The organism is Rhodococcus sp. BS-15, from assembly GCF_000813105.1.
Classification (GTDB): domain Bacteria; phylum Actinomycetota; class Actinomycetes; order Mycobacteriales; family Mycobacteriaceae; genus Rhodococcoides.
In genome coordinates, this window is sequence record NZ_BAOX01000151.1 from 1 (window position 1) to 11,706 (window position 11,706).

The window sequence follows — 11,706 nt, forward strand, 5'->3', positions numbered from 1 at the left end:
CTCGACGACCAGGGTCAGGGCCGCCGCCGCGGCGGTGGCGGAATGTCGAAGGCGCGCAGACGATCTGGAACGCTGATCGCCGAACTGTTCACTGCCGCCCAGGCCATCGCGCCACAACGTGCCGAATTCGACGAGCTCGCCAACCTGGCGGACGTGGTGGCGGGCCGGGGGCAGAATGCACGCAAGATGTCGTTGCGCTCGTACGTCCTCGCGTCCCGACTCGAGGACGTCGCCGAGTCCGCCTCTGCGCGGCTGCGGCGAATGTCCTCGGGCCGCTACGAATTCGTGCACTCCGACGAGGCCGGCGTCCGCGGCAAACGGGGCGGTCTCGGACTGGACATCAGGGACGACTACACCGGCGTCGTGCGCTCGGCCAAGACACTGTCGGGCGGTGAGGCGTTCCTCGCGTCGCTCTCGCTCGCGTTGGGCCTCGCCGATGTCGTGGCCGCCGAATCCGGCGGGGTCGTCCTCGACACCATGTTCATCGACGAAGGATTCGGCACGCTCGACGCCGACACCCTCGAATCGGTGATGGCGGTTCTCGACGAACTACGTGCAGGCGGACGCGTCGTCGGCGTGGTCAGCCATGTCGACGAGATGCGGCAGCGCATTCCCAGCCGCCTCTACGTCAAGCGGGAGCGCACCGGCTCCACTCTTCAGGTCGTCGCGTCCTGACCCGAGGCCGGCTTGTCCGACTCGGCGTCCTTCTTTTCGTCGAGACCGGCTTGCTCCTCGGTCAACCCGTCGGGCAGCGGAGCCTGATCCTCCAGGTCGTCCTGATCCGGTTCGTTCGAGCGCTCGTCGATCTGCTCGGACAGGTACCTGATCAGCACGGCAGCAACCGCCGCCGCCGGGACGGCGAGGAACGCGCCGATGATGCCGAACAGTGAGCTGCCGCCCGCAACGGCCAGCAGCACGATCGCCGGATGCAGATTCATGCTGCGGCTCTGCAGGATCGGCTGCAGCACATTGCCTTCCAACTGCTGCACCGCGACGATGATGGCGAGCACGATCAGCGCAGTGGTCAGCCCGTTCGCCACCAGGGCCACCAGCACAGCGAGAGCGCCCGCCACGAACGCACCGACGATCGGGATGAAGCCACCGATGAACGTCAGGGTCGCCAGCACCAGCGCCAGCGGAACGCCGAGAATGACCAGTCCGAGACCGATGAAGAAGGCATCGATGAAACTGACGATGGCCTGAGTTCGGATGAACCCGCCCAGCGTCGCCCACATCCGTGAGAGCACCTCGCCCAGATGGCGTCCGGCGCGGCCACCGGAGAATCCGTGCAACCACGGCAGGAACTTCGGTCCGTCCTTGACGAAGAAGAACGTCAGCACCAACACCAGCGCCAGGGTGATCAGCAACGAGCCTGCAGCGGATACACCGGTGAACACGCCGGTGGCGATGACCTCGCCGCTGTCCTGCAGCCGCGCAACGATGGCCGACACGGCCGAGTCGATCTGGTCGTCGCCGATGTTCAGCGGCGGACCCTTCAACCAGTCCTGAACCTGCGCAATACCGCCCGACGCCTGGTCGACCAACTCCGGTGCCTGCTCTGCGACCGACGGGACGATCAGAGTGATGATGCCGCCGATGACGACGAAGAACACCACGAGTGAGACCGACGCGGCCAGTGCCGGAGGGAATCCGAGACGCATCATCAGCTTCGCCGGCGGCCACAGCACCGTCGCGACGATCACGGCGAGCAGGACCGGCAGCAGGATGACCCAGAGGTGTCCGATCAGCCAGCCCAGTACCCATGCTCCGGCAGCGATCGAGATGAGGATCAGCGACCACTTGGCCAGCCACAGACCGCCGACCCCGATGAGGTCACCGCGATCATTGCCGGGCGTCTCGGACTTCGACGTCTTACCGGGAACTGCCGATTCGGTCACTGTGGGGTCCTCACATTCGGCGGGTGGCGGTTCGTGAAGAACCATAACGTCCCGGCGTGCCCAGCCGGTATGTCACCGCCATCCGACGACTCGTCGACGAGGTGTGATCAGGCAGCCTCGTGCGCCAACAACCACTCTTTCACCGGCAGCCCCCAACGGAAACCGCCGAGCGCCCCGCCGATGCGCACCACCCGGTGGCACGGCACGAACAGTGCAGCGGCATTGCGAGCGCACGCCGACGCAGCACCGCGGATGGCTGTCGGTCTGCCGGACAGTTCTGCGAACTCGGAGTAGGTCACCGGCGCACCGGGTTCGACGGTGCGGAGTACTCCCCAGGCATGCATGAGAAATTCGCCGGATCGTTGCGCGACGGCAACGGAGTCGATGACGGTCAGCTCACCGCGGTGATAGTTCTCGACGGCGCGCGTCACGTCGCCGAGATCGGCCGCAGTGCGCACGCTGTCGGGTCGCATCGTCGGGTGGATCAGGACGCGGAGTTCCTCGACATCGGCGGTCCACCCGGATGCGAGGACGCGCTGATCGGCGTCGACGATGGTGCTGAACGGCCCGATCGGGGTGTCCTGGGTGGCGGCGGTGGCAGTCATGCTTGTCTTCTTTCCAGTGCGGTGATCCACAGGTGCATCGAGACGTACGAACGCCACGGAGCCCAGCGGGCAGAATTGTTCAACGAGATGCCGAGCGCCTGAGCGCCTTGGCGGACGACGAGATCGGTGTCGAGCAGAACATCGGGATCGCCGAGTAGTCGCATCACGACGTACCGGGCGGTCCAAGGTCCGATTCCTTTGAGCGCGAGCAGTTCTCGCTCCAGTTCCGGCCCTTCTCGCGCGGGATGCAGCACGACGGTTCCCGACGCGATGGCGTCGGCGACGCGGATGACGGTCTGTACCCGGGCTGCGGGTCCGGTGAGTACCTCGTGGCCCCGTTCGGCAATGACGGCTGGTTCGGGAAACAGCCTGGTGACGGCGTCGTTGCCGAGGTCGAGCGGTGAACCCAGAGCATCGACGAGCCGGGCGGTGTGGGTGGCCGCAGCCTTCAGCGAGATCTGCTGACCGATCACGGTGCGCAGCAACATCTCTGCGCCATCGACCACTCCGAGGGCGCGGATGCCCGGGTGCGCGTCGACGCTCGGTGCGAGCTGCGGGTCCGTGTGCAGGGCGTCGTCGACAGCGAGTGGATCTGCGTCGAGATCGAGCAGGTGTCTGATCCGCGCGACGGCGGGGGCCAGATCGCGCATGTCCTGCAATGTCACTGCGGCGCTGACGAATCCGTCCATCACCCGCAACGCCACGAGCCGGCTGCGTGCGGCAGGCGCAGGGATCGCACGTATTCGCCGTCCTCGGAGAAGGATTCGATGCCCTCGACCACGTGGCCTCGAAGGAACCACTCGATCCAGCCACGGTCGAGCGGTGGGCGGTACGGCAATCGCAGGGTGACCGTTCCACCCGCGGTCGGTACGGCCGTGCGGTGCGCTTCTCGGCGCAGTGTCGACGGGTCGACGGCGAAGACTTCCTTGATGGTGTCGTTGAATTGCCGGACGCTGGAAAAGCCGGCTGCGAAGGTGACGTCGGCCATCGACATGTCGGTGGTCTGAATAAGGGTGCGGGCGGTGTGAGCGCGGTGCGCGCGGGCCAGCGCGAGCGGTCCTGCACCGACTTCGGCCGTCAGCACGCGCGTCAGCTGGCGGGTCGAGTAGCCGAGGGTGCTGGCGAGGCCGTCGACGCCACCGCGTTCGACGGCTCCGTCGGATATCAGCCGCATGGCGCGAGAACTGAGGTCCGAGTGGATGTTCCAGCGTGGTGACCCGGGGGTGGCGTCGGGCTGGCAGCGGCGGCAGGCTCGGTAGCCGGATTGTTGCGCCGCCGCTGCAGTGGCCAGAAACGAGACGTTGCCCGGCTTGGGGGTGCGGGCCGGGCAGGAGGGTCGGCAGTAGATGCCGGTGGTGGAGACGGCGGTGAAGAACTGGCCGTCGAACCGTGCGTCACGCGAGGAGACCGCGCGATAACACCGATCGAAGTCCAGTTCTTGCACCTGCCGTTCGCTGCTCATGCACCTACTGTGTCAGCGCGGACGCGTCGGTGCTAGCGGAAATCGGACATCACCGTGTCAGCAGCATCGAGCCCCCGGGTTTCGGTCCGCCTCCGCGTGTCGGTCCTTCCAGTACTGCCGCACGGTCGGTGGCTGCTGACCCGGGTGGTGGCGGGCCAGATGGGCGACGTAACGGTCGTAATCGTGGTCGCCCATCACCGAGGTGATCCACCACCACAGCCCGCGCATCTAGTGCGCCGATCCGGGGCGGCGGACGGTGCCCGCCTCGATCAGCTCGTCCCATTCGGCCTGGATCTTCTTCTCCGCCGGGCTCGGAACGAAACCGCTGGGGCCGAAGATCTTCGACGGCACCTCGGGCTCCTCGTTGTCGGGCAGGTTGTCTCCCCGCACTGCCTTGATGCACACCCACACTCCGGCGAACACGACGACCAGGACGAGTACCGCGAAAATGATCGACAGCGTGCCCTGAATGAAGGTGTTACGGATGACGGCGTCGATGGCCTCGGGTGTCCCGGCGGTGCGGAACTCGCTGAGGCCCTGCGCCTTGGCGTCGCGGAACTGCGAGTGCTGCGTCCAGTAACCGATGGCCGGGACCGAGGAGAAGATCTTCTGGTACGACGCGTCATCGTCACGATGAGGTCCCAGGCCAGTGGAACTCCGGGGATCCACGCCCATTTGTAGAGGCCTCGTTTGACGACGATGACGAGTACCACCGTCAGCGCGATCGCGGCGAGGAGCTGGTTGGCGATACCGAACAGCGGGAACAGGGTGTTGATGCCGCCCAGGGGATCGGTGACGCCCATGAGAAGGATTGCGCCCCAGGCTGCGACGACGATGATCGAGCAGATCCAGGCACCGGGACGCCACGACGGATCCTTGAACTTCTTGGCCGAGGCCCCGGGCAGGTTGCCGATGCTGTCGGAGAGCATGAAGCGCGCGACGCGGGTGCCTGCATCGACCGTGGTGAGGATGAACAGTGCCTCGAACATGATCGCGAAGTGGTACCAGAACGACTTGAGCCCCGGCCCGCCGAACACCTGGTGCAGTACCTCGGACATGCCGAAGGCTAGGGTCGGGGCGCCGCCGGTGCGGGAGATGATCGATTCCTCGCCGACATCGGCTGCGGCCTGGCTCAATTCGGCCGGGGTGATGTCGCCGCCGCTCAGCGGAAGGTTGTTGACGTAGTCCGCCGCGGTCTCCGGAGTCCCGCCGGTGAGTGCTGTCGGTGCGTTGAGGGCGAAGTAGATGTGCTGGTCGAGGATGCACGCGGTGATGAGCGCCATGATGGCCACGAAGGACTCGGTGAGCATGCCGCCGTAACCGATCATCCGCATCTGCTTTTCCTTCTCCAGCAGCTTCGGCGTGGTGCCGGAGGAGATCAGAGCGTGGAAGCCCGACAGCGCACCGCAGGCGATGGTGATGAACAGGAACGGGAACAGGGACCCTGCGAATGCCGGGCCGTTGCCCTCGGTGGCGAAGCTGGTCATCGCGGGCATCTGGATCTCGGGACGTGCGATGAGAATGCCGACGGCCAGCAGGGCGATGGTGCCGACCTTCATGAACGTCGACAGGTAGTCGCGCGGGGCGAGCAGCAGCCACACCGGCAGGATGCAGGCGAGCAGGCCGTAGCCGATCAGCAGCCAGGCGACGGTCACCTTGGAGAGGGTGAACCAGTCGGTGCCCCAGTCGGTTTCGGCAACCCAGCCGCCGGCGACGATGGCGAGCAGCAGCAGGACGACGCCGATTTCGCTGGCGAGTTCACTGAACTCGTCGATGCCGCCGAGGGTGACGATGCCGCCGTTGCCGAAGGCGAGACCGGCGAGCAGATAGAACGGAATGGGGGAGACACCGAACTTGCCGGCAACGCGTGCCAGTAGGCCGAGGACGAAGAACACCGCTCCCAGTTCGGTGAGAGCGAGTGCAGTCTCGGCCACCGGTCAGTACCGACGATTGTCAGGCATTGCCGAGGATCCTGGCGGCTGCGTCGAGCCCATCGGCGGTTCCGACGGCGACCAGCAGATCGCCGGAGACGAGGGTGAAGCCCGGAGTGGGCGATGGTTGTACTTGGCCCGCACGCATCACTGCGACGATCGAGACGCCGGTCTTGGTGCGCATCCCGGTATCGCCGAGGGGGCGGCCGTCGTATCGCGAGCCCTCCCTGACGGGAAGCTGGCGGGTGTTGATTCCGGGGAGGTCACGATGTTCTTCCCCGAGCTGAGCGATGAGTTGCGGCGACCCGAGCAGATTGCCCAGGGCCGCCGCTTCCTCATTGCTCAACGTGATGGATTCCTGCGTCGCATCGGGGTCGTCCTTGCGCGAGACGATCAGCTCGTTCGCGCCGTCCTTACGGGTGATGACGCCTATGCGACGCCCGGAAGCGAGGGCGAAATCCTTCCGCACCCCGATTCCCGGCAGCAGGGTCACTTCGACGTTCATGGTCGAAATGCTAGCCCTGCAGGCAACGCGTTATCGCAAGTTGTGAATCAGGATGCGACGGCAGCCAGGAGGGCTTCGCGCTGATTTGCACCGAGGCCACCGATGCGGCGGGTATCGGCGATGGACAGCTGCTCGAGCAGCTGTGCGGCGCGCACGGAACCAACACCCGGCAGGGCCTTGATCAGGGCGGACACCTTGGTCTTCTTGACGATCTCGTCGTTCTCCGCCTTGGCGAGAACGTCAGCGACGCTGAGTTCGCCGGACTTGACGGATGCGAGCAGCTTCGACCGCGCAGTGCGTGCCTCGGCCGCCTTGGCCAGCGCCGCGGTGCGCTGTTCCGGTGTCAATACTGGTAAAGCCATGGCCTGTTCTCCTCGATTGTGGTGACCCGTCGCTCGTTGACAGGTCTCGACCCTCTTGCATCGTGCCTGGTGGCTCTCCCAATCTAACCGAACAACACGACTGTCATTCCGGTCGAGCCACCGAACCTTCCCAGCCAGGCTACGTCCTATCCGATTCGGGGTGTGCCCCGACCAGCACTTCGGCCCCGTGTCGGCCCTCGAAGGGCGTCGTGTACCGGGCATGTCCGACGCCTCCCTGAGGCGTCTGTCAGGCAGGTGCAGGCGAGTAGGTCTTCCTGAGTGCGACCTTGACCACCTTGCCGCTCGCGTTGCGCGGGAGGGCGTCGACGACGACCAATTCCTTGGGGTGCTTGAACCGCGCGAGATGGTCGCCGAGCCACACGAGAAGCTCGTCGAGGGTCAGGTCGGGGGTGCCCGGCGAATCGTGCAGTGCCACCACCGCGACGGGCACCTCGCCCCATCTGTCGTCGGCGCGGCCGATCACTGCAGCCTCGAGGATTCTGGGATGGGAGAACAGGACGTTCTCGACTTCGGCGCAGTAGATGTTCTCGCCGCCGGAGATGATCATGTCCTTCTTGCGGTCGACGACGAACACGAAGCCTTCCTCGTCCTGGCGTACGAGGTCGCCCGAGTGGAACCAGCCGCCGTGGAATGCATCTGCCGTCGCGTCGGGGTTCTCCCAGTATTCGCGCATCAATGTGGGCCCTCGATAGACGATTTCGCCGATCTCGCCCTGCGCCACGTCGTTCATCTCGTCATCGACGACGCGTGCTGCGATGGTCGGGATGACGCGTCCGACGGAGCCGAGTTTGCGGAGGGCGTCGACGCCGTCGAGCACGCAGGTGATGGGCGACATCTCGGTCTGTCCGAAGACCGCGACGTTCATCGCACCCGGGAACGTTGCCGACATCGCGCGCAGGACGGTGTCGGATGCCGGGGCGGCACCCCAGGAAATGACCCGCAGGGCAAGTTCTCTCGGGTTGGCAGCCTGCTCGGCGCACATCGCCTGCACTGCACGGGGACGAGGAAGAGGTTGGTGACACCCTCGGCGGCGAGTACGTCGAGCAGGGTGCCCGGATCGAATGCTCCGACCGGGTGGACGACGGTGGGAATGCCGAGCAGCAGGCTCGGCGCGAGGCTGCCGAGTGCGGCGATGTGGAACATCGGTGAGGCGCAGAAGCCGACCTCGTCGGTGGCGCTCATCTGCAGTGCCCGGATGCAGGTGAATGCCTGGGCCTGCATGTTCGCGTGCGTGAGCACAGCGCCCTTGGGTCTTCCGGTGGTGCCCGAGGTGTACATGATCAGTGCCGGGGCGTCGTCCGGAACGTCGACGGTGTACGCCGGCTCGACGGTGGACAGCAGCGCCTCGTAGGCGTCTCCGACGGTGATGATTTCGGTGAGTGAATCGCCTTGCGCTACAACTGCTTCGGCCAGCGGAGCGAGGGTCTCGTCGGTGATCACCAGGGTGGAGCCGCTGTTCTGTGCGAGAAACGCCACCTCCGGTGGAGTCATCCGGAAGTTCACCGGGACGGCGAGAGCGCCGAGCGCGTTGATCGCCAGTACCGCCTCGAGGTATTCGGGACGGTTGAGCATCACGATCAACACCCGGTCGCCGAATCCGATTCCGCGGCTGTGCAGAGCGCCCGCGAACCGCGACACGCGGTCGTCGAGTTCGCGCCAGCTGATCGATCGTCCCTGAAATCGAAGCGCCACCGCTTCGGGCTGCATGAGGGCGTGCCGTCGAACGTGGTTGTTCCAGTTGTTTCGGTTGGACAATCCGGGTTCGTTCGGGTGAGCGGCCATCGCCGGTTCCTCTCGTCAGCCGTATGAGCAGGGGATCGAATGTGATGCAGCCTACAGACTGTGTGCCGCTTTGTCCGGAACTCTGTCGACTACATTTCTGCAGGTCAGTGCTGTAGTAAGTTTGCGATCATTCGCATCGATGCGGCTACTGTGAGGATTCGAGACAACCGGTGGGGCAAGGGCAGGCAATGAGCGAGACAGGTACGACGGCGCAGCGGCGTCGGCCACGGAATCGAAAGGCGCAGATTCTGGTGGCCGCAGCCGAGGCCTTCAGCGAGCGCGGCTATCACCCCGTCGGAATCGAGGACATCGCCGCCACCGTCGGCATTTCCGGACCCGCGCTGTACCGGCACTTCCCCACCAAGTACTCCCTGTTCGTCGACACCGTCATGCGGATGACCGACTCCTTGGTCGCTGCAACCGATCCGGCCGTCATCGAGGTGGAGGACCCGCAGGCCCGGATCGACGCGGTCATCGGTGCCATCATCGCCACCACCATCGACAATCGCCGCACCGGTGGGTTGTATCGATGGGAGGGGCGCTATCTCGTCGGTTCGGACCGCGACTACCTACGCCGCGCGCTGCGAACGGTGCACGAGCGGGTGACGGTCCCGTTGCGGCAGCTGCGCCCCGATCTGTCCGAGGCGGATGCCGCACTGCTGGCCACGGCGTCGATCAGTGCCGTCGCCAGCATCACCGCGCATCGATCGGCGTTGTCGGCCAAACAGATCGAGGAGTCGATGCTTGCTGCGGCACGGTCGGTACTGCGGACCGATCTTCCGCAGCAAGGCAGTGCATCTCCCCACCGCGAAGCCGTGCTGGAGCACGCATCGAAACGCGAAGAGCTGCTGCACCATTCGATTCGCCTGTTCTATCTGCACGGCTACCACGAGGTGGGCCTGGACGACATCGGCGCAGCAGCGTCGATCACCGCCTCCAGCGTGTACCGCTACTTCCCCAGCAAGGCCGAGTTGCTCGAGGCCGCGTTGCATCGCGCCAACGCCCAGCTCACCGACACCCTCGCCGGTGCGCTCGAGCAATCGAACTCCCCGGTGGACGCGGTGCGGACCTTCGCGAGGCTGTACACCGAATTGACCTTCCGGCAGGGCGAACTCGTGGCCGTGTACTTCGCCGAGATCGGAAATCTACCGGCCGATCGGCGGTCCACACTGCGCCGGATCCAGCGCCACAACATCGACGGCTGGGCGCAGCTACTGCGTGAGGCGCGGCCGAACACGAGCGTGGTGGTCTCGAAATTTCTGATCCACGCCGCTCTCGGGTTGGTCTTCGACGTCGGTCGCACGGTGCGGTTCGAGCGCTCCGACCGAACCATGGCCCGGGTGCAGCAGACGATGACAGCGGTACTCCTGGGATGAATCCACTCGACGTGAAACGGAGAACAACGATGTCCGAGAACCGAACGATCGCGCGCGCAAACGAATTGCTCGCACAGCAATCGGGTGTCCTGGCCAGTGAACTGGACGAACTCTGGTCGCAGCTCGCCCCCGTACGCGCCGAGGACATCCTCGGAAGCTGGACCGGTGCCGCCTTCCAGACCGGCCACGGACTGTGCCGGGCACTGCCCGCCAGCAAGTGGCACGGTAAGAACTTCGTCTCCGTGACCGAGGCGCAACCGTTGATCTGCCGCGCCGATGACGGCTCGCTGTTCTCCAACGTCGAGATGGGGTCCGGGGAAGCCTCGCTGTGGAACATCGAGTTCCGCGGCGAGGTGACCGCCACGATGGTGTACGACGGCAAAGCCGTTTTCGATCACTTCAAGCAGATCGACGACCGCAGGCTGATGGGCATCATGAACGGCAAACCGGAGCTGGTGCTCTCTCGCGGCGAGCACTTCTACTTCGTGTTGGAGCGAGACTGATGGTCGCTGCGCGGGCACTGCTCTCGCGTGATCCTGCCGACTCGTTCACCGTCGAGAACATCGACATCGACGAACCCCGCGAGAACGAGATCCTGGTCCGGATGAAGGCGACGGGGATCTGCCATACCGATCTCGTTGCGCGACGGGCAGGTTCGGCCCAGCGGCCAGTACTGCTCGGGCACGAGGGCGCAGGCGTGGTCGAGTCGGTGGGCCGGTCCGTCCACGGAATCGATCCCGGCGACCATGTGGTGCTGACGTTCCGGCACTGCGGTGTGTGCGGCAATTGCAGGCAGGGACGGCCCGCCTACTGCGTGGACGGCCACGCTCTCAACCAGTTCGGTGCACGCGCGGACGGCACGTCCCGCGTCACGAGCGCGGGTGCTCCGGTGCTCGACGGATTCTTCGGACAGTCGAGTTTCTCCGAGTTCGCGCTGACCCGTCAGGACAACACCGTCGTCGTCGATCGGGATATCGACTTCGCCGTCGCAGCTCCGCTCGGGTGCAGCGTGCAGACAGGCACCGGTGCGGTGCTGAACGTCCTGAAGCCCCGGTCCGGGGACACCGTGGTGGTGCACGGAGCGGGTGGGGTGGGGATGGCGGCAGTGCTCGCGGCGATCACGAGCGGTGCCCGCGTGATCGCGGTGGAACGATCGAGCGCCAGAAGGGAATTGGCGTCGAGTCTCGGTGCGCACGCAGTCATCGATCCCGAGTCGGAGGATGCGGCAGCTGCGCTACTGGACGCGACCGACGGAGGCGCTACGCATGCACTCGACACCACCGGCAACGCCGAGGTGATCCGCGACGCGATGGCCGCTCTAGGCAAGGGCGGCACGCTGGCGATCGTGGCCCTCGGCCGCGGTGTGTTGCAGCTGGATCTGCTGGATACGGTGTTGAGCGGTAGGGGTATTCGCGGATGCCTCGAGGGCGACGCCGTCCCGCAGCAGTTCATCCCGACGCTCGCCGAGATGTACTCCGCGGGGGCGCTCCCCGTCGATGCGCTGATCACCCGCTATCCGTACGACCGGATCGACTCCGCGCTCGGCGACCACCGCCGCGGAGACACCGTCAAGCCGGTGCTGGAGTGGCCTTGATCGGTGCTGCCGAATCGGCGGTGGACGGGCACGCCGCAGCGCCCAGATCCCGAGGCTGTAGCCGACGGGATAGCCGGGGGTAGGTCTTGTTGGACGCGTCCGCGGTGGCCCGCGAGTGCGTCCGCTTGGGTAGGAACCGCTCCACGCGGGCCCTGGCGCGCAGAGCCCGC

Annotated in this window: 9 protein-coding genes and 5 pseudogenes; 4 read left to right on the plus strand and 10 right to left on the minus strand. The window is 65.8% G+C overall.

Features of this window, described 5'->3' with window-relative positions:
• A pseudogene (locus tag RHBS_RS16700) lies at positions 1-675 on the plus strand (SbcC/MukB-like Walker B domain-containing protein); the annotation flags it as partial.
• Here the strand turns inward: RHBS_RS16700 and RHBS_RS16705 are convergent.
• From RHBS_RS16705 to RHBS_RS16740, 9 genes and pseudogenes are all read right to left on the minus strand, one after another.
• Complete coding sequence (locus RHBS_RS16705; RefSeq protein WP_374700621.1) at positions 657-1,898, minus strand: AI-2E family transporter; 1,242 nt, start codon at positions 1,896-1,898, stop codon at positions 657-659. The pseudogene RHBS_RS16700 and the gene RHBS_RS16705 overlap by 19 nt on opposite strands.
• Positions 1,899-2,005: 107 nt before the next feature.
• A complete protein-coding gene (locus RHBS_RS16710; RefSeq protein ID WP_121873323.1) occupies positions 2,006-2,503 on the minus strand; it encodes a methylated-DNA--[protein]-cysteine S-methyltransferase in 498 nt (165 codons plus the stop codon).
• Positions 2,500-3,965: pseudogene (locus tag RHBS_RS16715) on the minus strand (DNA-3-methyladenine glycosylase 2 family protein). The gene RHBS_RS16710 and the pseudogene RHBS_RS16715 overlap by 4 nt, the downstream one beginning before the upstream one ends.
• A gap of 57 nt (positions 3,966-4,022) precedes the next feature.
• Positions 4,023-4,193 (minus strand): YbdD/YjiX family protein, encoded by a 171-nt coding sequence (locus RHBS_RS16720; RefSeq protein ID WP_121873321.1) that lies wholly within the window; start codon positions 4,191-4,193, stop codon positions 4,023-4,025.
• Positions 4,194-5,716 (minus strand): annotated as a pseudogene (locus RHBS_RS16725) (carbon starvation CstA family protein); the annotation flags it as partial.
• A gap of 202 nt (positions 5,717-5,918) precedes the next feature.
• On the minus strand, positions 5,919-6,401 hold the full coding sequence (locus RHBS_RS16730; RefSeq protein ID WP_128646070.1) for a cation:proton antiporter regulatory subunit: 483 nt from the start codon (positions 6,399-6,401) through the stop codon (positions 5,919-5,921).
• A 47-nt stretch (positions 6,402-6,448) separates the two neighbouring features.
• A complete protein-coding gene (gene mihF, locus RHBS_RS16735) occupies positions 6,449-6,763 on the minus strand; it encodes an integration host factor, actinobacterial type (protein ID WP_008712632.1) in 315 nt (104 codons plus the stop codon).
• A 247-nt stretch (positions 6,764-7,010) separates the two neighbouring features.
• Positions 7,011-7,514, minus strand: a complete 504-nt coding sequence (locus RHBS_RS32315) for a hypothetical protein (protein ID WP_374700623.1) — start codon at positions 7,512-7,514, stop codon at positions 7,011-7,013.
• A pseudogene (locus tag RHBS_RS16740) lies at positions 7,503-8,566 on the minus strand (AMP-binding protein); the annotation flags it as partial. The pseudogene RHBS_RS16740 and the gene RHBS_RS32315, both read right to left, overlap by 12 nt.
• Positions 8,567-8,754: 188 nt before the next feature.
• On the opposite strand from RHBS_RS16740, the gene RHBS_RS16745 reads away from it, so the two are divergent.
• Genes RHBS_RS16745 through RHBS_RS16755 form a run of 3 tightly spaced genes read left to right on the plus strand, consistent with a single transcriptional unit; the run spans position 8,755 to position 11,536 of the window.
• On the plus strand, positions 8,755-9,942 hold the full coding sequence (locus tag RHBS_RS16745) for a TetR/AcrR family transcriptional regulator (protein ID WP_121871986.1): 1,188 nt from the start codon (positions 8,755-8,757) through the stop codon (positions 9,940-9,942).
• A 29-nt stretch (positions 9,943-9,971) separates the two neighbouring features.
• Positions 9,972-10,445, plus strand: a complete 474-nt coding sequence (locus tag RHBS_RS16750; RefSeq protein ID WP_121871987.1) for a DUF4334 domain-containing protein — start codon at positions 9,972-9,974, stop codon at positions 10,443-10,445.
• Positions 10,445-11,536: an NAD(P)-dependent alcohol dehydrogenase gene (locus tag RHBS_RS16755; protein WP_121871988.1), complete on the plus strand. Its 1,092-nt coding sequence runs from the start codon at positions 10,445-10,447 to the stop codon at positions 11,534-11,536. The genes RHBS_RS16750 and RHBS_RS16755 overlap by 1 nt, the downstream gene beginning before the upstream one ends.
• Here RHBS_RS16755 and RHBS_RS29770 read toward each other — a convergent pair.
• Positions 11,511-11,706 (minus strand): annotated as a pseudogene (locus tag RHBS_RS29770) (hypothetical protein); the annotation flags it as partial. The gene RHBS_RS16755 and the pseudogene RHBS_RS29770 overlap by 26 nt on opposite strands.

Excerpts from the sequence above, each read along its gene's own strand:
- mihF (WP_008712632.1), bottom strand. The coding sequence starts at position 6,763 with ATGGCTTTACCAGTATTGACACCGGAACAGCGCACCGCGGCGCTGGCC.
- RHBS_RS16745 (WP_121871986.1), top strand. The coding sequence starts at position 8,755 with ATGAGCGAGACAGGTACGACGGCGCAGCGGCGTCGGCCACGGAATCGA.
- RHBS_RS16720 (WP_121873321.1), bottom strand. The coding sequence starts at position 4,193 with ATGCGCGGGCTGTGGTGGTGGATCACCTCGGTGATGGGCGACCACGAT.
- RHBS_RS16710 (WP_121873323.1), bottom strand. The coding sequence starts at position 2,503 with ATGACTGCCACCGCCGCCACCCAGGACACCCCGATCGGGCCGTTCAGC.
- RHBS_RS32315 (WP_374700623.1), bottom strand. The coding sequence starts at position 7,514 with ATGAACGACGTGGCGCAGGGCGAGATCGGCGAAATCGTCTATCGAGGG.
- RHBS_RS16755 (WP_121871988.1), top strand. The coding sequence starts at position 10,445 with ATGGTCGCTGCGCGGGCACTGCTCTCGCGTGATCCTGCCGACTCGTTC.
- RHBS_RS16730 (WP_128646070.1), bottom strand. The coding sequence starts at position 6,401 with ATGAACGTCGAAGTGACCCTGCTGCCGGGAATCGGGGTGCGGAAGGAT.
- RHBS_RS16750 (WP_121871987.1), top strand. The coding sequence starts at position 9,972 with ATGTCCGAGAACCGAACGATCGCGCGCGCAAACGAATTGCTCGCACAG.